The 26,290-nt window shown below is 48.5% G+C and carries 26 protein-coding genes; all 26 read right to left on the minus strand.

The genetic code is table 11. The features are described from left to right. Positions 1 to 20: 20 nt before the first annotated feature. A complete protein-coding gene (iscX, locus tag O9X78_RS02330; protein ID WP_269617997.1) occupies positions 21 to 221 on the minus strand; it encodes a Fe-S cluster assembly protein IscX in 201 nt (66 codons plus the stop codon). Between the two features lie 47 nt (positions 222 to 268). Beyond that, positions 269 to 607 carry an ISC system 2Fe-2S type ferredoxin gene (fdx, locus tag O9X78_RS02335; RefSeq protein ID WP_269617998.1) on the minus strand — a complete coding sequence of 113 codons (339 nt, stop codon included), beginning with the start codon at positions 605 to 607 and terminating at the stop codon, positions 269 to 271. A 10-nt stretch (positions 608 to 617) separates the two neighbouring features. Further along, positions 618 to 2,468: a Fe-S protein assembly chaperone HscA gene (gene hscA / locus O9X78_RS02340; protein ID WP_332108501.1), complete on the minus strand. Its 1,851-nt coding sequence runs from the start codon at positions 2,466 to 2,468 to the stop codon at positions 618 to 620. Between the two features lie 44 nt (positions 2,469 to 2,512). Then, a complete protein-coding gene (gene hscB / locus O9X78_RS02345; protein WP_269618000.1) occupies positions 2,513 to 3,052 on the minus strand; it encodes a Fe-S protein assembly co-chaperone HscB in 540 nt (179 codons plus the stop codon). A 26-nt stretch (positions 3,053 to 3,078) separates the two neighbouring features. Then, positions 3,079 to 3,402: an iron-sulfur cluster assembly protein IscA gene (gene iscA, locus O9X78_RS02350; protein ID WP_269618001.1), complete on the minus strand. Its 324-nt coding sequence runs from the start codon at positions 3,400 to 3,402 to the stop codon at positions 3,079 to 3,081. An 18-nt stretch (positions 3,403 to 3,420) separates the two neighbouring features. Beyond that, complete coding sequence (iscU, locus tag O9X78_RS02355) at positions 3,421 to 3,807, minus strand: Fe-S cluster assembly scaffold IscU (RefSeq protein ID WP_269618002.1); 387 nt, start codon at positions 3,805 to 3,807, stop codon at positions 3,421 to 3,423. A gap of 26 nt (positions 3,808 to 3,833) precedes the next feature. Beyond that, positions 3,834 to 5,048 carry an IscS subfamily cysteine desulfurase gene (locus O9X78_RS02360; protein ID WP_269618003.1) on the minus strand — a complete coding sequence of 405 codons (1,215 nt, stop codon included), beginning with the start codon at positions 5,046 to 5,048 and terminating at the stop codon, positions 3,834 to 3,836. 41 nt (positions 5,049 to 5,089) lie between these two features. Beyond that, positions 5,090 to 5,566: an Rrf2 family transcriptional regulator gene (locus O9X78_RS02365; protein ID WP_269618004.1), complete on the minus strand. Its 477-nt coding sequence runs from the start codon at positions 5,564 to 5,566 to the stop codon at positions 5,090 to 5,092. Between the two features lie 106 nt (positions 5,567 to 5,672). After that, the gene (gene trmJ, locus O9X78_RS02370; protein WP_269618005.1) at positions 5,673 to 6,470 is read right to left on the minus strand and encodes a tRNA (cytosine(32)/uridine(32)-2'-O)-methyltransferase TrmJ; all 798 of its coding nucleotides are present in this window, start codon (positions 6,468 to 6,470) and stop codon (positions 5,673 to 5,675) included. A 47-nt stretch (positions 6,471 to 6,517) separates the two neighbouring features. Further along, complete coding sequence (gene tilS, locus O9X78_RS02375; RefSeq protein ID WP_269618006.1) at positions 6,518 to 7,855, minus strand: tRNA lysidine(34) synthetase TilS; 1,338 nt, start codon at positions 7,853 to 7,855, stop codon at positions 6,518 to 6,520. A 37-nt stretch (positions 7,856 to 7,892) separates the two neighbouring features. After that, positions 7,893 to 8,843, minus strand: a complete 951-nt coding sequence (locus tag O9X78_RS02380) for an acetyl-CoA carboxylase carboxyltransferase subunit alpha (RefSeq protein WP_269618007.1) — start codon at positions 8,841 to 8,843, stop codon at positions 7,893 to 7,895. A gap of 87 nt (positions 8,844 to 8,930) precedes the next feature. After that, positions 8,931 to 12,413 carry a DNA polymerase III subunit alpha gene (dnaE, locus tag O9X78_RS02385; protein WP_269618008.1) on the minus strand — a complete coding sequence of 1,161 codons (3,483 nt, stop codon included), beginning with the start codon at positions 12,411 to 12,413 and terminating at the stop codon, positions 8,931 to 8,933. Next, positions 12,410 to 13,021: a ribonuclease HII gene (gene rnhB, locus O9X78_RS02390; RefSeq protein WP_269618009.1), complete on the minus strand. Its 612-nt coding sequence runs from the start codon at positions 13,019 to 13,021 to the stop codon at positions 12,410 to 12,412. Before rnhB ends, dnaE begins: the two co-directional genes overlap by 4 nt. Continuing rightward, positions 13,014 to 14,165 carry a lipid-A-disaccharide synthase gene (gene lpxB / locus O9X78_RS02395; RefSeq protein WP_269618010.1) on the minus strand — a complete coding sequence of 384 codons (1,152 nt, stop codon included), beginning with the start codon at positions 14,163 to 14,165 and terminating at the stop codon, positions 13,014 to 13,016. Before lpxB ends, rnhB begins: the two co-directional genes overlap by 8 nt. A 34-nt stretch (positions 14,166 to 14,199) precedes the next feature. Next, positions 14,200 to 14,970 (minus strand): acyl-ACP--UDP-N-acetylglucosamine O-acyltransferase, encoded by a 771-nt coding sequence (gene lpxA / locus O9X78_RS02400; RefSeq protein ID WP_435056041.1) that lies wholly within the window; start codon positions 14,968 to 14,970, stop codon positions 14,200 to 14,202. A 26-nt stretch (positions 14,971 to 14,996) separates the two neighbouring features. Continuing rightward, positions 14,997 to 15,440 carry a 3-hydroxyacyl-ACP dehydratase FabZ gene (gene fabZ, locus O9X78_RS02405; RefSeq protein WP_269618012.1) on the minus strand — a complete coding sequence of 148 codons (444 nt, stop codon included), beginning with the start codon at positions 15,438 to 15,440 and terminating at the stop codon, positions 14,997 to 14,999. A 3-nt stretch (positions 15,441 to 15,443) separates the two neighbouring features. Next, positions 15,444 to 16,487, minus strand: a complete 1,044-nt coding sequence (gene lpxD, locus O9X78_RS02410) for a UDP-3-O-(3-hydroxymyristoyl)glucosamine N-acyltransferase (protein WP_269618013.1) — start codon at positions 16,485 to 16,487, stop codon at positions 15,444 to 15,446. Further along, positions 16,487 to 16,996 (minus strand): OmpH/Skp family outer membrane protein, encoded by a 510-nt coding sequence (locus O9X78_RS02415; protein ID WP_269618014.1) that lies wholly within the window; start codon positions 16,994 to 16,996, stop codon positions 16,487 to 16,489. Before O9X78_RS02415 ends, lpxD begins: the two co-directional genes overlap by 1 nt. Before the next feature lie 54 nt (positions 16,997 to 17,050). Next, positions 17,051 to 19,639, minus strand: coding sequence for an outer membrane protein assembly factor BamA (gene bamA, locus O9X78_RS02420; protein ID WP_269618015.1), 2,589 nt, complete (start codon positions 19,637 to 19,639; stop codon positions 17,051 to 17,053). Positions 19,640 to 19,730: 91 nt separating this feature from the next. Beyond that, positions 19,731 to 21,089 (minus strand): sigma E protease regulator RseP, encoded by a 1,359-nt coding sequence (gene rseP, locus O9X78_RS02425; protein ID WP_269618016.1) that lies wholly within the window; start codon positions 21,087 to 21,089, stop codon positions 19,731 to 19,733. Between the two features lie 64 nt (positions 21,090 to 21,153). Further along, complete coding sequence (gene ispC, locus O9X78_RS02430; protein ID WP_269618017.1) at positions 21,154 to 22,347, minus strand: 1-deoxy-D-xylulose-5-phosphate reductoisomerase; 1,194 nt, start codon at positions 22,345 to 22,347, stop codon at positions 21,154 to 21,156. Further along, entirely contained in the window at positions 22,347 to 23,195 is an 849-nt protein-coding gene (locus O9X78_RS02435; RefSeq protein ID WP_269618018.1) for a phosphatidate cytidylyltransferase, read from the minus strand. The genes ispC and O9X78_RS02435 overlap by 1 nt, the downstream gene beginning before the upstream one ends. Before the next feature lie 12 nt (positions 23,196 to 23,207). Continuing rightward, positions 23,208 to 23,966 carry a polyprenyl diphosphate synthase gene (uppS, locus tag O9X78_RS02440; protein ID WP_269618019.1) on the minus strand — a complete coding sequence of 253 codons (759 nt, stop codon included), beginning with the start codon at positions 23,964 to 23,966 and terminating at the stop codon, positions 23,208 to 23,210. Between the two features lie 21 nt (positions 23,967 to 23,987). Further along, on the minus strand, positions 23,988 to 24,545 hold the full coding sequence (frr, locus tag O9X78_RS02445; RefSeq protein WP_269618020.1) for a ribosome recycling factor: 558 nt from the start codon (positions 24,543 to 24,545) through the stop codon (positions 23,988 to 23,990). After that, positions 24,535 to 25,296 (minus strand): UMP kinase, encoded by a 762-nt coding sequence (pyrH, locus tag O9X78_RS02450; RefSeq protein ID WP_219044862.1) that lies wholly within the window; start codon positions 25,294 to 25,296, stop codon positions 24,535 to 24,537. Before pyrH ends, frr begins: the two co-directional genes overlap by 11 nt. Positions 25,297 to 25,388: 92 nt before the next feature. Further along, positions 25,389 to 26,252, minus strand: a complete 864-nt coding sequence (gene tsf / locus O9X78_RS02455) for a translation elongation factor Ts (RefSeq protein WP_269618021.1) — start codon at positions 26,250 to 26,252, stop codon at positions 25,389 to 25,391. Positions 26,253 to 26,290 lie beyond the last annotated feature (38 nt).

Raw genomic sequence — 26,290 nt, forward strand, 5'->3', positions numbered from 1 at the left:
AAAGCCGGAAGATAGCCGAATTAATCCCGCTCTTCCATCCATGCAGCCTGAATCGCTTCTAGAATTTTTTCACCACAGCGCTTTGGATCATCGTCAAAATCGTCCAGCGACATTACCTTGTCACGCAAATCGACAAAATTAATATGTACAGGGTCTGTATCTGGGTATTTGTCGGCAAGTTCGATACCAATATCCAGTACATCCGTCCATTTCATGCTCATTTCCACACACCTTATTGATCAACGTTTAGCGTTTTTAAGTCTAAAATCTAGTGGCTCTCAGACACCATATTAATGGTGTAGCGTGGCACCTCTACGACCAGATCCGCATCACCCACCACCGCTTGGCAGCTCAGGCGCGACTCAGGCTCTAACCCCCATGCTTTATCAAGCATATCTTCCTCAAGCTCGTCAGCCTCGCTCAGAGTCTGAAAACCTTCACGAACAATGATATGACAGGTGGTGCAAGCACAGGACTTTTCACAGGCGTGCTCAATAGCGATGCCATTTGCCAACATAACGTCACAGACGGTTTCGCCTGACGCCGCTTCCAAGACCTCGCCCTCTGGGCAAAGCGCTTCATGGGGTAATACTACAATGCGTGGCATTCCGACTTCCTTAAATTTCGTCGACTCGCCGACCGGCGAGCGCTTGATTAATACTTGCGTCCATACGACGCTCCGCAAAGACCTCACTACCCTTGCCTACAATTTCAATGTGCTTGGCGATACTGGCTGCGGTGCCACTCTCGCGCTCATGATGTAAGGCTTCCATTTTGGCAAGCAATTCGCGCTGCTCACTTTCGCTCAACATTGCTTCGCCATCCTGAAGCAATGCCGCGGATACCGCCTGCAATAGGGCCTCAGCTTCTACTTGCTGCTCACGAAGCGCCCTAGCCTCTTTATCATCTACCGCCGACGCCCATGATTGCTGCAGCATATCGGCAATATCAGTATCGCTTAAACCGTAAGCAGGTTTTACTTCAATACGACTTTCAGAACCGGTACTTTCCTCGCGGGCAGTCACGCGCAAAAGCCCATCTGCATCCACCTGGAAGGTGACTTTAATTCGCGCAGCACCCGCCACCATAGGAGGAATGCCGTTTAATTCAAATCGCGCCAAAGAGCGGCAATCTTCAACAAGCTCACGCTCGCCCTGCACCACGTGAACAGCCATACCAGTTTGGCCATCTTTAAAGGTGGTGAACTCCTGCCCCATCGCGACCGGTATCGTGGTATTTCGATGAATGATCTTTTCGGTAAGGCCACCCATGGTTTCAATTCCCAAGGACAAGGGAATAACATCCAACAACAGCATTTCGTCGCCGCTGCGATTACCCACCAATTGGTCTGCCTGTAACGCCGCCCCGAGTGCTACTACCTTATCCGGATCAAGATCTACCAAGGGCTCACGACCAAACCATTCCGCTACCCGCTCGCGAACCCGTGGAACTCGGGTTGAGCCGCCCACCATCACAACATTATGAATATCGTCAGTGCGTAGCTTCGCGTCACGCAAGGCGCGCTTACATGCCCGAATCGCCTTATCAATTAAGGGATCGACCAGCTCGTTAAACTGCTGCCGCGTGAGCGTAGAACTCACCTCGCCTAGCGCCAACTCGACTTCATTTTGATTAGATAGCGCTTCTTTAGCCTGCCTTGCAGCGGTAAGTAAGCTTCGCTGCTGGAACATATCTAAACTTGTCAGCTTATTTTCAGCGAGAAACCATTGAGCAAGCGCGTTATCGAAATCGTCGCCACCTAGCGCAGAATCGCCGCCGGTGGAAAGCACCTCAAACACACCCTTAGTTAGCTGGAGTACCGATACGTCAAAGGTGCCACCACCCAAATCAAAAACCGCAATCGCAACCTCATCATTTTGATCGAGACCATAAGCAACGGCGGCGGCGGTAGGCTCATTTAATAAGCGCAACACATTTAGACCCGCAATAGTCGCCGCATCTTTTGTTGCCTGCCGCTGAGCATCGTCAAAATACGCAGGCACCGTAATTACCACCCCGGTCAATTCGCCGCCAAGGGTTTCTTCTGCACGCCGGCCAAGGGACTTTAAAATCTCAGCAGACACCTGCACTGGCGAAACATCGCCAGCGCGAGTGCGAATTTTGACCATATCCTGCCCTAAATCAAGCAACTCGTAGGGCGACATTTTGATTCCAGCCGATTCAGACACATCAGCGAAAGACCGGCCCATAAGGCGCTTTATCGACATTAGGGTATTGCGCGGATCAAGACTCGCCCCTGCCATTGCGGTTTCACCCACTTCTACCCGCGCTTCTTCGCCATAACGAACGGCAGATGGCAGCAAATGCTCACCGTCCAGATCTGCAAGTGTTTGCGCACTGCCATTACGCACGGTCGCAACCAACGAGTTAGTGGTACCCAAGTCAATCCCAACCGCCAGCTTGCGCTGATGCGGCTCTGGTGTTTGCCCTGGTTCTGAAATTTGCATCAACATATTTGTTGTTTGAACTCCCGGCGATGAAACTCGCCTTTTCAATAATCGAGCAACTCACGCTCTTTCAATTCGGCTTCGCTACGCAACTTCTCTAAAAATTGTAGCTTGGCGTAACTTGCCAAGGCATCATCATATTGCAGTTGGTCATAATGTTTGGAAAATGCCGTCTTTTGCTTATCTGCCGCATTATCGAGGTCGCGATAAAAAACATCTAATGCCGCCTCAGGATCTTTCGCACTCTGCAATTCTGAGAGCTCCTCACGAAGCTCCATTTGCTGCATTAGGAATTCGGGATCTTTAAATGTCGTAGATGACATGTCGCTATCCACACCCGCCAGCTTAAGTAAGTAGGCCGCGCGCCGCGTCGGTGACACCAATGTTTCGTAGGCTTCGTTAATCTGTGAGGAAGACTGAACAGCGCGCAATCGCTCACGCTCGCTGCCACCAGCAAAGCGATCTGGATGCGCGTCGCGCTGCAATTCTCGATAACGACGGGTTAAATCAGATTGACTGACTTCGTAGCTTTGCGGCACTGCCAACAGTACGAAGTAGTTTTCCCGAGGATTAAATTCTGACATAGCATTATGGCCGGCCGGCAGGGCCGCTAAACGGTGAAGCTCTCACCGCAGCCACATTCAGCCGACACGTTGGGGTTATTAAATTTCAGACCTTCATTGAGACCTTCTTTAACGAAGTCCAATTCAGTACCGTCTAAATACACCATGCTTTTGGGGTCAATATAGACTGCCGCACCATCACGTTCAAAAACCTGATCTTCAGCCTGAGCTTCGTCAACAAACTCCAGTACGTAGGCCATACCAGAGCAGCCTGAGGTGCGCACTCCAACACGAATACCTAAGCCTCGGCCACGACCATCAATCTGACGTTTTATATGGCCTGCCGCTGCACTGCTAACTGAAATTGGCATCTATCCTCCTACCGCGACTCAGAGAGCCGCCTTTTTCTTGCGGTAATCAGATACCGCTGCTTTGATTGCGTCTTCAGCTAGTACCGAACAGTGAATTTTCACTGGTGGCAGCGCTAACTCTTGGGCAATCTCAGTATTTTTAATGTGCTCAGCCTCTTCCAAGGTTTTACCCTTTACCCACTCTGTAAGAAGTGAGCTAGAAGCAATAGCAGAGCCGCAGCCATAGGTTTTGAACTTGGCATCTTCAATAATGCCCTGCTCATTCACCTTGATTTGCAGGCGCATGACATCGCCACACGCTGGCGCGCCAACCATGCCTGTACCAATTTCATCAGCGCTGTCGTCAAATTTACCGACGTTGCGCGGATTCTCGTAGTGATCGAGTACTTTTTCGCTATATGCCATGATTCCGTCCTCTCACGCTGAGCAGCTTAATGAGCTGCCCATTCAATACTGTCTAAATCCACGCCATCTTTGTACATATCCCACAAAGGTGACAACTCTCGTAATTTGTCTACTGCGCCGCGAACTTGCTTGATCGCGTAATCCACTTCTTCAGATGTAGTGAAACGTCCAAATGAAAACCGCAGCGAACTATGTGCTAATTCGTCGTTAAGACCTAGAGCACGTAATACATAGGATGGCTCCAAGCTTGCTGATGTACACGCAGACCCAGACGACACAGCCAAATCTTTTAGCGACATAATCAGAGATTCGCCTTCAACAAAGGCCAAGCTGACATTCAAGTTACCCGGCAAACGCTGCTCAAAATCCCCATTTATATGGACTTGCTCAATGTCTTTCAGACCATCCCAAAAGCGATTACGCAAGGCAAGAGCATGTTCCGCATCTTTAATCATTTCTTGACGAGCAATTTCGCAGGCCGCACCCATACCAACAATTTGATGGGTCGGTAAGGTTCCAGAACGCATACCGCGCTCGTGACCACCGCCGTGCATTTGCGCCTCTAAGCGAATACGCGGTTTACGACGCACGTATAACGCACCGATACCTTTCGGGCCATACATTTTGTGAGCTGACATAGACAACAAATCAACTTTCATTGCCTCTAGATCAATGGTTACCTTGCCCGCCGTTTGCGCCGCATCGACGTGGAATACCACGCCATTTGCGCGACACACTTCACCAATACCAGCGATATCACTGATTGTGCCAATTTCGTTATTAGCATGCATGATACTAACGACGACGGTGTCCTCACGTATCGCGTCGGCAATCATTTCTGGGGTAATCAGCCCCTTATCTGTTGGATCTAGATAAGTCACCTCAAAGCCTTCACGCTCTAGCTGACGACAGGTATCCAACACCGCCTTATGTTCAATTTTTGAGGTAATAACGTGCTTACCTTTTTTGCTGTAAAAGTGCGCGGCACCTTTAATAGCAAGGTTATTCGATTCAGTAGCACCAGATGTCCACACAATTTCGCGCGGATCAGCATTCAATAGATCGGCAACTTGGCGGCGAGCATTTTCAACCGCTTCTTCCGCTTTCCAGCCAAATAAATGAGAACGCGATGCCGGATTCCCGAACACACCATCAGTGGTCAGGCAAGCCATCATTTTCTCTGCAACCCGCGGATCAACCGGCGTGGTTGCGGAATAATCCAAGTAAATCGGTAATTGCATAAATTCTTCTCCCAAACTCTCAGCCGCAGCTGAGAAATACACTAATCTACCGCAGTTAAAATAATCGACTGCGCATTGCGTGCCCGCTGTAATTGGCGCGCTGATACATTTTGAACATCCCGACGCTCAACCAAACTCGCCAAGCTGATGTCACTTAAAAAATGATGGATCTGCTCACTAAGATCAGTCCATAAATTATGGGTCAAGCAGGTCTGGCCATCCTGACAATCACTGCTACCGGCGCAACCAGTAGCATCAACACGCTCATCAACGGCATCAATGATTTCCGCGACGTAAATTAATTCACTGGGGCGGCTAAGCCGATATCCACCACCAGGACCACGAATACTGCAAACCAAATCTTTGCGCCGTAACTTGGCAAATAATTGCTCCAGATACGACAGCGATATATCTTGTCGCCCCGACACATCGGCTAAGCTGATGGGGCCGCGGTCACCATACAATGCCAAATCCAACATTGCTGTTACGGCGTAGCGCCCTTTTGTCGTCAGTCGCATAAGCTCACCTACGTTTTTCTACGGCTGAATTATGCAATAACCCAGCAAAATAGTCAACTTTATAACCAAGGACTTTAGTAGGAGATGGCGAGACGCCGGTGACGGATTATAAAGACTCGTCGCCACTATCTCCATCCTTCACTTTCGCTTTACGAACCCAGTACTGAGTGGACGTTAGAATACCTCTGAGAATATTCACTTCCATTTCATCCAGTCGGGTGCGCTGGTAGAGACGGCGCAGTCGAGTCATCAGCTTCTTGGGGGCTTCTGGACGCAAAAAATTAATATCGCGCAGGGTTTCCTCTAAATGAACCAAATAGCGCTCTAGGTCATCCGCCCCCGCTACCGGCACATCCCATTCCGCCATTTCATTACTTGTTAAGTCCTCGCTGAGGTGGGCCATACGCAACTCATAACTTAAAACTTGCACAGCCATGGCAATATTTAAAGAGCTGTAATCTGGATTAGCGGGGATATGTACGTGCAAATTACAGCGCTGGAGTTCCTCATTGGTTAAACCCCGATCTTCGCGGCCAAACACCACCGCTACCTTATGGCTAGCCTCGGCTTCTTTGTAGGCTCGCTCCATGCAGTGACGTGGGTCTAACAAAGGCCAGGGCACGGTGCGCTCGCGAGCACTGGTACCAATAACAAGTTGGCATCCCGCTATCGCATCGGCCAAGGTTTCGCAGACAATTGCTGAGTCCAAGAGGTCGCCCGCACTGGCGGCACGCCATGTCGCTTCATCATGAGGGTATTTACGTGGCTCCACTAAATACAGCTGCGAAAGACACATATTCTTCATCGCCCGCGCCACCGCGCCGATATTACCGGGATGCGAAGTGTTAACGAGCACGATACGGATATTATCGAGGGGGTTGGCTGAGGGATTCTGCGAACTCATAGTCACGGCTCTTTTTGCGAGCCGGGCATTCTAACAGAAGCGACCGGTTAGGTCAGCGCCTGAAACTCCCAGTGCAGCTGTAAACCTTTTTCGTTCTGATTTGCCTGAAAACCGTCGCAAATGGCGATATTTGCGACGGCAGCAATCTCATCATCACAATATATCAATGGCAGACAATCTCGCTCCCATGGCGGGATATCACACTCCTGCAAAAGCTTTTTTAGGGATTTACTATGTTTATGACCACTTAGCCGACATCGCTCGCCACCTTGGCGAAAGCGCACTGTCAGCTTTCCACGTGGCAGGAAATCGCCATTACCCGTGACACTCAGTATACCCAGTCCATCGACATGAAGATCACTTTCGCCGTCCCAATCCCAAACAAGATCGGACGAAACATGACGGAGATCACCGTGCTTATCACAGTACAATCGGCGGCGAAATGCTCGTAACACCCCGCCACCACGAAGTCGAAACACCGCCTGACTGTCTTGGGCAGCATCTAAAAACTGACTTGCAACTTCACGGCTTTGCGTCCTATCTAAACGAATTCCCAGTCGCAAAAACACAAAATGGCGCAATACCGCCTGCCGCCTAACTGGATCTAATTTTGCGACCTTATTTAGATCAAGCCGACCTTTTTCATCACTACAATTCTCAACATCAGCATCCAGATAAGTATTTAATAAAACCGCCGTTTCAGCCTGTAACTCTGCCGCCTTGCTAATACTTTCTCGGTACTCAGGCCAGCGTTCGCTAAGCGCAGACATCACACGATGACGAAGAAAATTGCGGCTATAGTGAGAATCCTTATTACTGGGATCGTCAACCCAATCCAGATTATGACAAGCCGCGTAGGTCTCAAGGGTAGAACGGGGAATTTTTAACAATGGTCGAAACAAGCTACCCCGCCCCAATGATCGGACAGCTGGTATTGCCGCTAAGCCAACAACACCGGCGCCGCGCAGTAAGCGTAGTAAAAATGTTTCTGCCTGATCGTCTTGATGATGACCAAGAAGCAATAAATCCTCGTCAGCAAGGTACCCTTCAAATACGCGATAGCGTGCCTCACGAGCAAGACTCTCTGTTCCCTGCCGACGACCTTGAACATCTATTTTGTGAACATGAATTTGGATCGCATACTTATCACAAAGCTGCCGACACTTCTCAGACCATGAAGCAGAGTCGACCTGCAATTGATGATCAATATGGATCGCACACAATTCGGGAAAATCGTCGCCGCGACTTAATGCAATCTGCTGCAAGCACCAGGCAAGATGAAGTAATACATGAGAGTCGAGACCGCCACTAAAGGCGATATACCAACGCTGACGGCCCACATAGGGCGACAGCGTGGTCGAAAACAGGGACAGCAGTTCGGTCATATAAGCTCCGTGCCCCAGGGGAATTACATTAAAGGACTCAGCTTACGCCATAAGACATTAAACGCTCATAGCGCGTGTCCAATAATTCTTTTTCTGACAAGCCCTGCAAGCGCTTGATTTGGGCGGCAACATGATCGCGTACTCGCGCAGCGCTCAAGTCAATATCTCGATGAGCTCCGCCCTGCGGCTCAGGAATGGTTGCATCAACAATACCCAGCTCTTCAAGGATCGTTGAGGTCAAGCCCATCGCCTCAGCCGCGTCTGGGGCAAACTCAGAGCTTTTCCAAATAATATTCGCACAACCTTCCGGCGAGATAACGAAGTAAGTTGAATACTGAAGCATTGCAATGTGGTCACCCACGCCTATTCCCAGCGCGCCGCCAGAACTGCCTTCGCCAATAACAACACAGATAATTGGAGTCTTTAAGCGAGACATGACCGCAAGATTTTGCGCAATGGCTTCACTGATACCACGCTCTTCACTGTCAATGCCCGGGTAGGCACCCGGTGTATCAATGAGCGTAACGATAGGTAGATGGTAACGTTCCGCCATCTCCATTAGGCGCAAGGCCTTACGGTAACCCTCTGGCTTGGGCATACCGAAATTGCGCTTCACTTTTTCGGTTACACCGCGCCCCTTTTCCTGGCCAATCACCATAACTGGCATGCCATTCAGCTTGCCAATACCGGCTACAATAGCCGAATCGTCGCCGAAATGGCGGTCGCCATGAAGCTCATCAAAATCAGTGAAAATACGACGAATATAATCCAATGTGTAAGGCCGCATCGGGTGCCGAGCTATCTTGACCACATTCCAAGGCGTGAGATTCGAGAAAATCTTCTCGGTCAACTTACTACTTTTCTCACGCAGCTTGGTGATTTCTTCATTGATATTGAGATCGTTATCGCTCCCGACCAGCTGCAGCTCTTCAATTTTAGCTTCTAGTTCGGCAATAGGTTGTTCAAAATCAAGATAATTCGGATTCATTGCGCTGTATTATTCACTCGTTGAATTCTTGGACACGCCCACCATTCAATAAACAGAAATGGGCCCATTTATCATAATGATTATACGTTAATCGTAATTGATCACCACGTTATTTGCGCCACACTCGTCACGTAATCGCAGTAATAACTCATCGTTTGGCAGGATTCGCCAATTATCACCCAGCCGAATACGGCCAGCACCCTCTGCTCGCTGATAGTTAATCACTACTGGACAACGACCACCTCTGGCAACATTCAACGCGCCTTTTAGTCGCTCAATCCCTTCATTTGCAAGGGTATTGGGGGATACCGATATCTGCAATTCTTTGGCGCTCTGATCCCGCGCCTCAGCAATACTTCTTACCGCTTTGACGCGCATCTTTTTACCACCGCTATACTCGTCATTGCTACAAATACCCTCAACAACGATCACGGTGTCTTTTATCAGTTTTTCACGACACTCATCGTAGGCGTCGCTAAACAAGGCAACTTCAATTCGCGCACTGCGATCATCTAAAAGTACAAAAGCCATGGTATCGCCACGCTTATTCTTCATTGTCCGCATGCTCATCACCAAACCCGCAATGGTTTGGGGGTGTTTTTCGGGGTTTAGATCGACAATCTTCTTGGGGACAAAACGCCGTAGTTCAGTTTCATAGTCATCGATAGGATGCCCAGTCACATAGAGGCCCAACGTTTCTTTCTCGCCAAGCAGGCGCTCTTTACTCGTCCAAGGCCGAACATTTTGAAAAGACGCGTAGACATCGCGACTAACAACCGCCAAGGTATCGCCAAACAAATCAGTCATACCACTTTCGGTGTTCTTCGCCGACTGCTCAGCCGCCTGTACCGCCTCAGACATCGCGGCCATTAATACCGCGCGATCTTCGCCCCAATCGTCAAAGGCTCCGGAACGAATAAGCGCTTCAATCGCCCGCTTATTTACCTTACGTGGATCGGTTCGCTCACAAAATTCAAACAAATTTATGAACGGTCCACCAGCATTACGAGCGGCAATAATATTTTCAACCGGACCTTCGCCTAAACCTTTAATCGCCCCAAGACCATAGACAATCTGACCGCGATCATTCACGGTGAACATATACTCTCCTTCGTTTACCGAAGGCAGTTTATAGTCCAGTTTCATTTCCCGACATTCTTCGATGAAGATAACGATCTTGTCGGTATTGTCCAATTCCGAACTCATTACCGCTGCCATAAAGGGTGCCGGATAATGGGTCTTTAGCCATGCAGTCTGGTAGGAAACTAATGCGTAAGCTGCAGAGTGGGACTTGTTAAAGCCGTAACCTGCAAACTTTTCCATCAAGTCAAAAATATTAGACGCGAGGTCTTCAGCAAAACCCTTCTCGACCGCACCGGCCTGAAACAGCACCCGTTGCTTTTCCATTTCTTCGGGTTTTTTCTTACCCATTGCACGGCGTAACAAGTCAGCGCCACCGAGGGTGTAACCGCCCATTTCCTGCGCGATCTGCATAACCTGCTCTTGGTACAAGATAATGCCGTAGGTCGGCCCCAAGACAGGTTTAAGGCAGTCATGCTGATACTGGGGATGGGGATAAGCCAGCTCTGCGCGACCGTGTTTCCGGTTAATGAAGTCATCAACCATGCCCGATTGCAAAGGGCCGGGCCGGAACAAGGCTACTAGTGCGATGATATCTTCAAAGCAATCAGGCAGAAGGCGCTTTATAAGATCTTTCATACCGCGGGATTCAAGCTGGAATACAGCCGTTGTTTCTGCCCGCTTAAGTAAATCAAAGGTGGGCCGATCCTGCAAAGGAATGGCCATGATATCTAACGGGCCTTCGCCCACTTTGGCGCGCTGGGCATTTACAATTTTAAGTGCCCAATCAATGATCGTTAGGGTACGCAGACCCAAAAAGTCGAACTTAACTAAGCCAGCGTCTTCAACATCGCTCTTATCAAATTGGGTGACCAAGCCACCGCCGGCATCATCACAATAAAGCGGTGCAAAATCTGTCAATTTAGAGGGTGCGATAACTACACCGCCGGCGTGCTTGCCAACGCCACGCACGACGCCTTCTAATTGCACCGCCATATCCCAAATTTCTTGGGCGGCTTCATCATTTACCAAAAATTCCCGCAGCACTTCCTCTTGCTCGTGGGCTTTAGCAAGGGTCATCCCAACTTCAAAGGGAATCATTTTTGACAGTTTATCAGCCAAGCCATAAGCCTTGCCTTGAACCCGAGCAACGTCGCGCACTACCGCTTTGGCGGCCATGGTGCCGAAGGTAATGATTTGGCTTACCGCGTCGCGACCGTAGTTGTCGGCCACGTAGTTAATAACTCGATCACGACCGTCCATACAAAAATCGACGTCGAAATCAGGCATCGATACCCGCTCGGGATTCAAAAACCGTTCGAACAGCAAATCGTATTGAATGGGATCAAGATCGGTAATTTTTAAAGCGTAAGCAACGAGCGAACCGGCACCCGAACCACGGCCAGGGCCAACGGGAATATCATGATCCTTCGCCCACTGAATGAAATCCATAACGATTAGGAAATATCCGGGGAAACCCATCTGCAAAATAACGTTTAGTTCAAAATCTAAACGATCTCGATATTCCTTTTGATGATGAGCAAATTCAGGCGCACTGCTATCAAAAAGAAAATCTAAACGCTCATCCAAACCCTTGTGACAAAGATCCCGGAAAAATTGCTCTTGAGTTAATCCCTCGGGAATAGGGTACTCAGGTAAATAATAGGTACCAAGCTGAATAGTTAAGTTACAGCGTTTGGCAATTTCAACGCTGTTTTGCAGTGCCTCTGGAATGTCAGCGAACAATGCCTGCATTTCTTCCGCGCTGCGCAAACACTGCTGCTCACTGTAATTACGCGGTCTACGCGGATCGTCCAGTACACGACCATCGCGAATACACACCCGCGCTTCGTGAGCGTCAAATTCCTTCGAATCTAAAAAGCGCACGTCATTAGTCGCCACTACCGGGCAATCAGCATGTTCCGCCAACGCGACCGCAGCGTGCAAATATTCGTCTTCGTATTGTCGGCCGGTACGCTGCAATTCAATATAGAAGCGATCAGGAAAAATCGATAACCAACGTGCTAGGCTTGCGGCCGCCGCATCGGGTTTACCGCCCATCAACAGCTGGCCAATATCGCCTTCCCGTCCACCTGACAGAGCAATAAGCCCTTCACTAGCCTGTTCTACCCAACTGCGATTAACGTAAGCCCGTCCCTGATACTGCCCCTCTAAATAAGCACGAGATATCAGTTCAGTAAGATTCCGGTATCCAGTCTGATTTTGCGCCAGCAGACAAAGCACACTCGTTAGATCTGGATCCTCGTCATCTCGAACCAGTAAATCACTGCCAAAAATTGGCTTTATACCCGCCGCTGTTGCCGCTTTCTGAAACTTAATTAAGGCGTAAAAATTATTCAGATCTGTCAATGCCACCGCAGGCATATTTAACTCTGCGACCCGCTTCGCTAATGCTTTAACTCGCACCAAGCCGTCGACAATTGAATATTCCGAATGCACACGCAAATGAACAAATTGATCAGAGATCATTGCTTGGCCTCCAAAATAGCGCGAACAGGCGCATAGCTGCGTCGGTGAATTGGCGTCACACCTAGTAATTCAAGAGCCTCTAAATGCACTTTTGTGGGGTAGCCTTTATGCCCAGCCAAACCATAGCCGGGGTAGACCGCATCCAATTCTGCCATTTCTCGGTCACGGGTGACCTTGGCCAAAATTGACGCAGCAGCAATCGCAGGCACTCGGCTATCGCCTTTTACCACAGCTTGCGCACGATAAGGCCAATTCGGTACTCGGTTGCCGTCCACCAACACAAACTCTGGCTGCACAGCTAAACCGGCGACGGCACGATGCATGGCCAATAGGCTCGCCTGTAAAATATTTATCTCATCAATTTCCTCTACCGAGGCCCTAGCAATAAAATAGCTTAACGCTTTTTCTTTTATTTCAATGAATAGGGCTTCACGTCGCTTCTCGGTGAGTTTCTTTGAATCGTTTAACCCGACAATAGGCTTGCTCGGGTCAAGAATAACCGCAGCAGTCACTACGTCTCCGCATAGCGGTCCGCGCCCCACTTCATCAACGCCTGCCGTTAAGTCTGGAACATCGAACTCAGCAAAGAGGTCATCAATTTTAGACATTGCTTACTCCGGCGCATTGCAGGACAACATCCGCCGCACGCTCACTCGCCCCGCGAGCTAACTGACGGTGAATGGTCTGAAATTCAGCAATTAAGGCATCACGGTGATTCGCATTGTTCAGTTGCTCTAATAGCAGTGGCCCAATGACCTCAGCGCAGACTTCGTCTTGCAACAATTCTGGCACCAATGCCCGCTGAGCTAAGAGATTGGGTAAGGAGAAAAAGGGGGTTTTAACCAAACGAGAAAATAACTTATATGACCACTTTCCAAACCGATACGCCACAACCATTGGCCGTTGTAATAGCAGCGCTTCGAGGCTAGTTGTACCCGAGGCCATTAAGACAACATCCGCAGCCGCCATCACAGTACGAGACCGGCCCAGTATCACCCGAACAGGAAGATCTTTAGACAGAGTCGCGACTGCCTGCAGTATCTGCTGTTTCCGCTCAGCATTGGCAGCTGGAATTAAAAATTCAATATTTGGCTGTGCTCGCCGCAACCACTGGGCGGTATTAAGAAACGGCTCAATTAGCAAGGCCACTTCACCACCGCGACTGCCGGGTAAAATCGCTAGCACCGGATGACCGTCCTCCACGTCTAAATCTAAACGGGCTTGTACGCGCTGATCATCCATCGGAATTTGATCTGCCAAGGGATGACCAACACACGTGACCGGAACACCGTGCTCTTGATAAAAATGTTCCTCGAAAGGGAACAAAGTAAGCATGTGATCAACCGCTTTAGCAATTTTTTTCACTCTGCCCTGCCGCCAAGCCCAAACTGATGGGCTAACATAATGCAGGGTTTTAATACCTCGCTCACGGAGATAAAGCTCAATATTTAAGTTGAAATCTGGCGAATCGATACCGATAACAATCATCGGTTTCCAATTCAGGAAATGGGATTTTAGTAAGCGCCGTAAACGCAGTAATTCTGGTAGACGCTTAAGAGGTTCAACGACCCCCATGACCGATAAGCGATCCATATCGAAAAGACTTCTACAGCCTTGCTCAATCATCAAAGGTCCACCAACACCCTCAAATATGGCATTGGGATAACGTTGCTTAATAGCGCGAATTAAATCAGCGCCTAAAATATCACCGGAGGCTTCCCCGGCAATAATACCGATTCGCATTGCAGTCATAAAATTGCCATTTGTCGCGGCCGACTGGCGCGAATTAACGCACAATACCGCGTTGAGATTGTGTCAGTGAATCAATTAATAATTGAACTTCGGGAAACTCCGCCGCAATAGGTACTAAGACAGCTAAGGCCTCATCAACCGTATTGTTCTGGCGATATATAATTTTATAGGCACGACGAATAGCCGCGATGCTCTCGGCAGAAAAACCACGACGCTTTAAACCTTCGCTATTAATGGTTTTTGCCTCAGCGGGCGTCCCACTCACCGTGACATAAGCAGGTACATCTTTACTAATCCCGCAACCGAAACCTGCAAAACTATGCGCGCCAATGTGGCAAAACTGGTGTACCAGCGTAAAACCACTGAGAATTGCCCAGTCGCCTACCACGACGTGGCCAGCCAAGGCCGCATTATTCACTAGTATGCAGTTGCTACCGATAACGGAATCATGACCGACATGAACGTATGCCATCAGCAAATTTTTATTGCCGATGATAGTTTTTCCGCGATCTTGAATCGTGCCGCGATGAATAGTCACGCCTTCACGAATCACATTATCGTCACCAATAATTAGCTCGGTCGGCTCGCCTTTATACTTTAAATCAGGGGTATCGTCACCCACCGTCGAAAACTGGTAGATACGATTATTTTTACCTATTTTTGTTGGTCCCATCAGAACAACATGGGAGCGAATATCAGAACCTTCTCCGATTTCAACATCCGCGCCAACCATAGTCCAAGGACCAATTTTTACATCGGCACCTATCTTCGCACTGGGATCTATAATCGCACGGGGATCAATAATTGCCGAGGGATGGATATTATCAGTCACTATGGCCGCTGCCGATCAATACACAGAATTGTTGCAGAGGCTGCCAACTTGTCGTCAACATAGGCTTGGCACTCAAATTTCCACAATCCCTTTTTGTCTGAGACATACTGAGCTTTTAATATTAGTTGGTCACCGGGTACAACTTGACGCTTGAACCGCGCGCGATCCACCCCGGCAAACATATAAATCGACCCTTCAGAGGGTTTTTTGCCCAAGGTTTTAAAACCCAATATACCCGCCGCTTGCGCCATTGCTTCGATAATCAACACACCCGGCATGATCGGAAGATCGGGGAAGTGCCCGTTAAAATGATTTTCGTTTCCTGTTACGTTTTTAACGGCAACGATGGACTCACCTAGGGTTAATTCCAACACGCGATCAACCAATAAAAACGGGTAGCGTTGGGGCAAATATTCCTTAATTTCGTTAATGTCCATTAGCATAACTCAGCCTTCACCCTCATCTTTCATCTTAAATTGCTTTTCTAGAAACGCCACTCGTCGATATAGCTCATCGAGCTTACTAAAGCGCGCCGCATTTTTGCGCCACTCAGCAGATTCAGTGACACCGAAAGTGCCAGAGTATGAACCCGACTGTAAAATTGACTTACTCACCATACAGCGTGCAGTGATATGCACATTGTCCGCAATTGTAATATGCCCCACTACTCCAACGTTACCCGCCAGAGTACAATTTTTACCAATAACAGCGCTTCCCGCCACTTGGCAACAACCTGCCATTGCGGTGCCATCACCAACCACAACATTGTGAGCAATCATTGTTTGGTCGTCTAAAATAACATTGTCACCAATCACAGTGTTTTCGAGCGCACCGCGATCGATACAGGAGTTGGCCCCAATCTCGACTCGGGAGCCTATTTGCACACCGCCCAATTGATGAATTTTCTCCCATCCATGCGGCCCTGGGGCGAATCCAAAGCCGTCACCGCCAATGACAACACCGGAATGAACCACGCTCTCATCGCCAATACTAACCCCGTGGTAAATCGTAACGTTGGCATGGATATAACAATACTTACCAATGCGACTACCGCGACCAATAACCACACCCGGAGCAATAACCGTCCCTTCCCCTATGTGTACATCCTCATCAATAACGCAATTCGCTGCAATCGACACCGAGTCATGGATATCTTCAGCAACGACAACTGCGCTTGGATGCACCCCTGAGCGTGGCTTGATAAACGGATCAAATAAGGCACTCGCGCGGGCGTACATTAAATAAGGATCCACCGACAATAAGCAATTGCCGGCAAAATCTGTCGCAAACTTAGGGTGAAGAATTACAGCGCCGGCTAAGGTGCTTTCAAGCTGAGATTTAAATTTGGAATTCGACAAAAAGCTTAAATACTCTGGCCCTGCCGTCCCCAGCGGGGCGATTCCTCTAAGAATGGTATCGGGCTGCCCGCGGAATTCAAGTTCCAAGGCAGCCGCAACATCAGCAAGGCTGAAGGTTTTTTGCCCGGACATTATTTCGCTTGATTCAACTTGTCGGCGACTTTAGCGGTGATATCAAAACTAGCGTCGGCATGAAGAACCTGCTTACGTGGTAACAGTAAACCAATGTTTTCTGCCTTGATCAGGTCTGGCAAAATTTTCTGTAGTTTAGGACCAAGTTCTTGAAGTATAGATTGGGCTTCTTGTTGATTAGCTGCTTCTATTTTACGCGCAAGATGCTCGCCGTCTGTCCGCGCCGTATCAATTTTATTTTTAGTCGCTTGACGTTGCTCAGCGCTAAGGATGTCAAAATCACGCTGGAATTGCTCAACCTGCTTGTCATAGTTTTTCTTCAAGGTTTCTAGTTCAGAAACGTTTTTCTTGTATTCCGATTGATTACGCATGGCAGTTAAGCGCTTTTTGGCCACGTCGGTATTCAGTACTGCTGCCTCGACGTCAAACACGGCAATGCGGCCTTCAGCCACAGCGCCACATGCCCACAACACCATTACTGCCGCCGCGATCAATTTAGAAAACTTCATATTCAACTCCTGATGATGATTATTGTGTTACTCAATAAATTTTTAAACTACAACTTAAAAACTGCGTCCCAATGAGAACTGGAATATCTCAGTTTCATCAACTTTTTCCGGATTCAGTGCTCGGCCCAAACTAAACGTGAGCGGACCAAAGCCGGTAATCCACGTGACGCCAACCCCTGCAGACAAACGCAAACCGGATAAGTCAGGGGTCGAACAGTTAACCTGGGTAGCGCCACACTGGGTACTAAACACATTACCTGCATCGACAAAGAAGCCGCTGCGCACGGAGCGCTGATCTTTAACAAAAGGTAGCGGGAATAAAAGCTCCATACTACCTTCCACCAATACATTGCCGCCGAAAGGATCGGGATCACGACTAAAAGTATTAGCGCGATCTACCAATAACAAACCAGTCGCAGGGTCAATTACATATGCACCCTGCGCTGATAGCGCCAGTGCGTTACCCGATGAATCAATTGCGGTAGCGGCCTGACTTATCCGGTATATATCTGCTCGAGAACTGCGGGGACCTAGAGTATTACTTTTATAGCCTCGAACAGAACCGAAACCACCTGCATAAAAGTTCTCGTAGAAAGGCAGGTTATCAAGCTCACCATAACCATCGCCATAGCCTAATTGAGTCCTAAATCTTAGCGTAAAGCTATTCGTAACGGGAACGTAAATCTGCCCTTCGTAACCTAATTTAAAGTACTCAAGGTCTGATCCAGGCACGGCAACTTCAAAAGATAACGATTGAGAGGCACCACGGGTTGCCAATAGGCCGCGATTCAACGTCGATTGACGCCAAGAAATACCAGCAGTAAAGTTATCAAACTCTTCACCGTACTTGTCTAGGAAACCGGGTTCTCCACTATCTACCAAGGCGCCCGCAGGAAGATTGCTAATATTTTCCAATACTTCCGCGACATTATAAGTACCTGTCGTTGGGTCAAGTTGGCTTACAAAATAATTATCGATAGCGTCTAAAATCCGCGGGCTACTCTTAATCTCTTTTACTGCACTTATACCAGCATCAATAGAGGTGCGGTTAAAGCCAAGATCAAAACCAAGGCGCTCAGTTTCCGAAATCGGGTAGCCAAAATTAACGCTGGTGCCATAGGTGTCAGAGGTATAGCTAGCCACGTTAATTTCTTCAAAATCGGTGGTGCGATAGAACAAAGAAAAACCACGACTCACACCGTCTTCAGTAAAATAGGGGTCTAGGTAACTGAAATTAGCACTAGTCGCAAAATCACTGCGAGACACACCAAAGCCGACCTGTTTACCGCTACCAAAGAAGTTGTTTTGCTGAATATTGGCGCTTAACAACAGACCACTATCTTGCGAGAAACCGACACTGGCGCCCAAACTACCGGAGCTTTGCTCTTCTACTTTATAACGTAGATCAATTAAATCGTCGGTGCCGGGTACTTCTAGCGTATCCACCTTCGCTTCTTTGAAATATCCAAGGCGCTCCAAACGAATTCGAGACAACTCTATTTTATCGGCCGATGCAGGCGCGCTTTCAATTTGGCGCATTTCACGACGCAATACTTCGTCAGCCGTTCTCGCATTCCCTTCAAAATCAATACGCCGAACATAGGTTCGCTTACCCGGATCAATAAAGAATTTTATATCTACCGTTTTATCTTCTTCATTACGATCTGGAATACCGCGAACTTTGGCAAAGTTGTAACCTTCATTGCCGAGACGTTTAGTAATAAATTCTTCGGTGCTGGTAACCAAAGCTTGCGAGAATACTTGGCCTTTTTGCACAAGTACAAAGCGTTTTAAATCGTCTTCTGGCAATACGAGGTCGCCGGACAGTTCAGCACCACTCACGGTGTATTTATCGCCCTCAATCACGTTCACAGTGATATAAACAGATTGACGATTTGGACTGATAGCGACTTGCACAGAATCGGCGTTAAATAATAAGTAACCACGATCTAAATAATAAGAATTTAACTTTTCAAGATCACCCTTCAGCTTTTCTCTAGAGTACTTATTACTGCTACTAAAGAAGGAAAACAAGCCACCGGATTTTAGTTCAAACAAATCAAGGAGGGTCTCGTCGTCGTAAACTGTATTGCCGACGATATTAATGTGCTCAATAGTGGCATTACTGCCCTCATCAATATTGATGCTGATCGACACACGGTTACGCGGCTCAGCGACAACATCGGTCTCAATGCTCGCGTCGTAGCGACCCTGCGACACATACTGCCGAGTCAACTCCATTTTCATTCCATCTAGCGTCGAGCGCTTAAATACCTGGCCTTCCGCAAGGCCCGCATTTTTCAATCCGTCAAGCAAGGCTTCTGTCGCTAAGGCCTTATTACCTTCAAGATTAATTGCGCTAATTGCTGGACGCTCAACTACGCGTACCACCAATACATCGCCATCCATACCTACTTGAATGTCGTCAAAATTCCCGGTTCCAAACAAGGCTCTCGAGGCATTCGCCGCCGAACGGCTAGAGATTCGATCCCCTATACTGATCGGCAGTGCGGAAAACACTGTTTCAGACGATATACGCTGTAAGCCCTCTACGCGGATATCTGAGATCGGCAGTGAATTTTGGGCAACAGCGATTGTGCTCGCTGACCACAGGAAAAAACTAAGAGCTAAAAAGCGTTTCATCAACAGCTAAAAACCAAGGCTCTGGGCCGACGCCTGATAAAAAAAGACGTTGCCACTGTGTAAGATTAAAAGCATTGCATTATCTTAGAGACTAAAGGCGCAACACATCGTTATATAAAGCAAAAACCATCACAAATACTACTAGCACCAAGCCCAGCTGATTAGCCCAGACCTGCACCTGCTCTCCCACCGGCTTGCCTGTCAACCACTCAATTAGAGCGTAGGCAATGTGTCCGCCATCTAACACGGGAACCGGCAATAAGTTCAATACCGCAAGACTGATACTCAGCAATGCTAAAAAGGTCAGCCAAGAAAAAAATCCGTACTGCACTGAAGAGCTCGCCACTTTAGCAATGGTTATCGGCCCACTCAAGTTTTTCGGCGACAACAGCCCCATCAACATCTTTTTTATTGAAGATAAGGTAAACGCACTCATTTTCCATGTTTTGTCAACCGCTGCGACCGCCGCAGAAGCAACACCATACTGCATAGTTCGCTGCATCTCCTCTGGCCACGATGGCATCGCAACGCCAACCCCTACATAACCGTAGGCATGGGATTCTTCATCAAGCTTACGCTCGGGTGTAATCGTTAATGCCACTGGCTGCCCATCGCGCTCAACAACAACAGAAACCGGCGACTCAGGCTTATTTCTAACCAGTTCAACCCACTCCTGCCACGACGCTACTGATTGGCCATCGGCCTCGACCACCAGATCTCCCGCTAGCATTCCGGAACGCTCGGCGGGGCTTTCAGGCATAACACTTTCAATTTTCGGGACCACTTCGGGTACAAATAACGTAACACCTAGTTCTCGAACGGGATTGGGCTCTTCTATGTCGTGCATCCAATCCGTCAATATCACCGAACGTTCAGTCACTACGTCAGAGTCCGCTGAGCGCATAGTAAAATGGACTTCGCCGTCTTCGCCAATACGATTCAGTAGCTGTAGCTGCAACGCTTCCCATGTCGGCGTGCTTTCGCCATCAACTGACAAAAACTCTTGCCCCGCAATGATTCCTGCTCGCTCCGCTAGAGAACCTGCATCAACCTTTGCCACAATTGGTGCGACGCCGCTAACGCCGTTAAGAAACACTAGCCAATATACAAATATCGCCAGAATAAAATTTGCCATCGGCCCAGCGGCAGCAATAGCAATTCGAGAACGTGGTGAAGCGCGATTGAATGTCTGATCCAGCAATTCATCTGGCACCGGCCCTTCGCGCTCATCTAACATTTTTACGTAGCCGCCGAGAGGAATTCCCGCCACAACATATTCTGTGCCGCTCCGATCAGACCAAGACAGTAATGGCTTGCCAAAACCAATAGAGAAGCGCAAAACCTTTACGCCACAGCGTCGTGCAACCCAGAAATGGCCGAATTCATGCACCGCAACTAAAATGGCCAGGGTTAGCAATGTCACTAAAATAGTTTGCAAAATATCTAGCACGTTTTTCGCCCTATACGCTAAGTGATCACATTTATTGTTATCACCTAGAAGTGTCTATTTTCGGCTAAGCCGATGTTTTCGCTGTAATTATCTCTATCGCGCAAACCCGAGAATCACTGTCCGCTTGTTGGACATCCGCGAGTGTCAGCGGTTCAACAATTTTTACCTTTGCCATAACTTGCTCTATGACCGTCGCAATACTAACAAAATTCAACCGACCACTGAGAAAAGCTTCAACGGCAACTTCATTTGCCGCATTTAATACCGCGGGCGCTGTACCGCCGCGTGCTGCAGCCTCTCTGGCCAGCCTTAAACACGGAAAGCGCTGCTCATCAGGGGCTTCAAAATCTAACCGCGCCTGCGCAATAATATCTAAACTTCCCACGCCAGACACAATGCGCTCCGGCCACGCCAAAGCATGAGCTATGGGTGTGCGCATATCGGGATTTCCAAGCTGCGCCAAAATAGAGCCGTCAATATACTCAACCATAGAATGAATAACACTCTGAGGATGAACAATAATATCGATATTTGAGGCATCTGTGTGAAATAACCAACACGCCTCGATTAGCTCCAGCCCCTTATTCATCATAGTCGCCGAATCGACGGATATTTTTCGTCCCATTGACCAATTAGGATGCGCGCAGGCTTGATCTGGAGTGACGCCAACTAAATCAGCCAACGGCGTCGTTCGAAATGGCCCACCAGACCCCGTCAATAAAATACGCTGAACACCCTTAGAAAACGGACGCTCTTGCTCGGCGCTAGAAGAATTTTGAATTGGAAGGCACTGGAAGATCGCATTGTGTTCGCTATCTATCGGAAGCAATGTCGCACCATAACGTGCAACCGCATCCATAAATAACGGCCCAGCCATAACTAAGGCTTCTTTATTGGCTAGCAGCACTTTCTTACCCGCCTCGACAGCGGACATCGTTGGCAGTAAACCTGCAGCGCCCACAATAGCCGCCATGGTGACATCGGCCTCGCGCGCCACTGCACACAATCCGGCTTCGCCACTGAGCACTTGCGTACCAATACCTTCTTTCGCAAGTTTGCCAGCAAACTCCACGGCCAATGATTCATCAGCGAGCACGGCATAGCGCGGGGAAAATACTTTAACTTGCTCAAAAAGTGCGTCTAAGCTGCGATTTGCTGTTAAGGCATAAACAGCATAGCGTTCTGGATGACGAGCGAGAACATCTAGGGTACTGACACCAATAGAGCCGGTAGACCCTAATACAGTGACTGTCTGCATTACACCCATCCCGTAGCCATCATTCCTAAGGCAAACACCGGCGCCGCAGCGGTGATACTGTCTATGCGATCCATAATGCCGCCATGGCCAGGCAATAAATGACCACTATCTTTAATACCGCGATGGCGCTTAACCATACTTTCCAACAAATCGCCCAATACAGAGGCCAACACCGTAACCGTTACTAAGCAAAGCAGCGGCAATAAACCTATAGGAATCGCGCCCGGCAACACTTTATTTAGTCCAAACCACAAACACACTGCCAACAAAGTGCTTGTGCCTAAACCGCCCCAAAATCCGGCCCACGATTTACCCGGACTCACCGCTGGCGCAAGCTTGGCGTTACCAAAAGCACGCCCGACAAAATACGCACCTATATCAGCGAAGGCAACGAGCGCAATAACTAGTAATATGAGCCATACGCCGCTCTCTAAACTTCGTAAATAGCACAGTGCCAACCAAGCGGGAATCAATACAATTAAGCCCATAAAGGCCCGCATCCAGCACGAACCCCACAAGCCAGCACTGAGGGGATAAGACTTAACCCAAAGCAATGCAATTGCCCACCAAAGTCCGGCGGCGATGACAACATCCTGTACCTCGGCTTGGACCACCGCATCAAACAGTGCTGTTTTCCATGCCACTGCGGCCATCAATACGGCGCTACCTAGTACGTAGGCAACCCGGGAAATCTTGCTTGACAGGCCGCTTAAATCAGACCATTCCCAAGCCGCCAACAAAACAACAATGGCAAACACTAGGGACAATAGCGGCATAGACAAATACGCCAGGGCGGCCAACAGTGCTCCTACGATCAACACCGCGGTGATGACCCGCTGCTTTAGCATAAACTGATACCTCTACTCCGGCGTTTCTAAATTATTATTGTCTTCGCGACCACCAAACCGGCGGTCTCGATTGGCGTATGCTTCTAAAGCCTTATCGAGTTGCTCATCGTTAAAATCAGGCCAGAAACAATCTGTAAAATACAACTCGCTGTAGGCTAATTGCCAAAGTAAAAAATTACTTATTCGCTGCTCACCGGCTGTGCGGATACACAGATCAGGCTTGGGAACGTCCGCGAGCGCGACATGACTGTCAAACAGTTCAATACTAAACTCATCCGTTGTTAATTCGCCCGCTTTAACTCTCTCAGCCATAACCTTAGCCGCATTAACGATATCCCACTGACCACCGTAATCGACTGCGATAACTAGCTGAGTGTCTCGATTAAACCGAGTTAACTGCTCGCTATAATCCATTTGCTTACGCAAGGCAGACGAAAACTGACTGCGCTCACCAATAAAACGCATCCGCACACCATCGGCATGTAACTGCTTGGTTTCGCTGTCGAGATAGCTTGAAAACAGCCGCATTAGGGCTTGGACTTCGAGAGATGGGCGCTGCCAATTTTCACTAGAAAACGCAAACAAGGTGACAATTTCGACACCCCGCTCGCGGGTTTTCTTAAGTAATGGACGTATAACTTCTACACCGGCACGATGACCAGCGGAGGATTTTAAACCATTCTGCTTCGCCCAACGGTTGTTGCCATCCATAATGATGGCAACATGACGGGGAATACTTTTAGGCGCGGATTCCCGCGTTGTTACTGCCATTGAAACAATTCAGCTCGCCGCTCAAATTTCCATCAGGTCGGCTTCTTTCGCCACCAGTGCCTTATCAACCTCAGCAATAAACTGATCGGTGATTTTTTGCACATCATCCTGCGCGCGACGCTCTTCGTCTTCGCTGATTGCCTTCTCTTTTAATAAATCTTTCACGTCAGACAACACTTCGCGACGGGCACTGCGGATAGACACCCGGGCGCTTTCCGCTTCTTGACGAGCTTGTTTTATATAACCCTTCCGCGTTTCTTCGGTCAGCATCGGCATCGGAATACGAATAACCGTGCCAGCGGTGCTGGGGTTTAGACCTAGATCCGACTTCATGATGGCTTTCTCGACATCGGGAACAATATTCTTTTCCCACGGCGTCACAATCAATGTACGCGCATCTTCCACACCAATATTTGCCACTTGAGACAATGGCGTATCAGTACCGTAATACGACACGCGCAAGCCATCCAGTAAACTGGGATGTGCACGACCGGTGCGAATCTTATTAAAATGACTACCTAAAGCCTCTATAGCCTTGGCCATACGCTGTTTAGCGTCTTCCTTTAACTCATTTATCACGACGTTTCTCCTCTCGTGTTGCAGCGGCGCCAACCAGAGTTCCCTCTTCGCCACCCACCACTATATTTAACAAAGCTCCCTGCTGCTCCATTGCAAACACACGCAACGGCATATTATGGTCGCGACATAAACAGATCGCAGTCAAATCCATAACCTCGAGCTTCTTATCTAGCACTTCATCATAACTAAGGTAATCATATTTGACAGCATCGGGGTCGCGCATCGGATCTGCGCTGTAAACACCGTCTACCTTAGTGGCTTTCAAAACCAGGTCCGCATCAACCTCAATACCGCGTAGACACGCTGCAGAGTCGGTTGTAAAAAACGGATTGCCTGTGCCCGCAGCAAAAATAACCACTTCACCACGTGATAACAGACGGATTGCCTTGCGACGATCATAGTGATCAACCACCCCACTCATGGGAATAGCAGACATCACCGAAGATTTAATATTACTGCGCTCAAGTGCATCGCGAAGCGCCAAGGCATTCATCACCGTCGCCAACATACCCATATGGTCGCCAGTAACACGATCTAAACCTGCCGTTTGCAAAGCAGCGCCACGGAATAAGTTTCCGCCACCCACGACTAAACCAACCTGTACACCGATGCCAACCAATTGACCAACTTCAAGCGCCATCCGGTCTAGCACTTTGGGATCGATACCAAACCCCAGGCCTCCCATCAAAGCTTCACCACTTAATTTAAGCAGTATGCGCTTGTATTTCTTATCCCGACTTTGGCTAGACATTACCCTACCTCACCACATTACACGATATTTTAAAGACACCTGCATATCGCCTATAGTAAAGCGGGGCCCGCAGGCCCCGCTAACTTAGTGGCTTAGCCTTTCAGCTGAGCAGCCACCTCGGCGGCAAAATCCACTTCTTCTTTCTCAATACCTTCACCCACTTCAAAACGAATGAAAGACTGAATGTCAGCATTGCTGTTTTTCAGTAATTTGCCAACAGTAAGTTCTGGCTCTTTAACAAACGCTTGATCAACCAGTGAGTTCTCAGACAGGAACTTACGAATACGACCTTCAATCATTTTTTCGATGATTTCTGCAGGCTTACCGCTTTCAGCGGCTTGCGCAGTGAAGATCTCACGCTCTTTAACGATTTCTTCGTCAGGCATGTCGGCAGATTTCGCTACGCGGGGGTTAACCGCAGCAACGTGCATAGCAACATCGCGAGCCAATTCTGCGTCGCCGCCTTTTAGCGCAACCAATACCGCTATACGGTTATTAGAATGCACATAGCTATCAACTACGCCATCCTCAGCACTAACAACCAAAGAGCGACGTACAGAGATATTCTCGCCAATTTTTTGAACCAGTGCTTCACGTGCAGACTCTAGTTCGCCGTTCATCAGCTCAGCAACGTCAGTTGCTTTGGTGGCGAATGCTTTATCGACAACCTGTGCTACGAATGCGAGGAAACCTGCATCACGCGCCACGAAATCAGTTTCGCTGTTAACTTCAACAACAACACCGTAGCTGCCATCATCAGCAACTTTCGTACTAACTACGCCATCAGCTGCAGTACGGCCCGCTTTTTTAGCCGCCTTCATACCGCTAGACTTGCGCATTTCTTCAATCGCTAAATCGATATCGCCATTTGCATCGTTGAGTGCTTTTTTACACTCCATCATGCCAAGACCGGTACGATCACGTAATTCTTTAACCATTGATGCTGTTACAGCCATCCTAAAATCCTCTAGATTAACTTAAGTGTATTAACTCA

The sequence above is a fragment of the Zhongshania aquatica genome (assembly GCF_027257955.1).
GTDB classification, from domain to species: domain Bacteria; phylum Pseudomonadota; class Gammaproteobacteria; order Pseudomonadales; family Spongiibacteraceae; genus Spongiibacter; species Spongiibacter aquatica.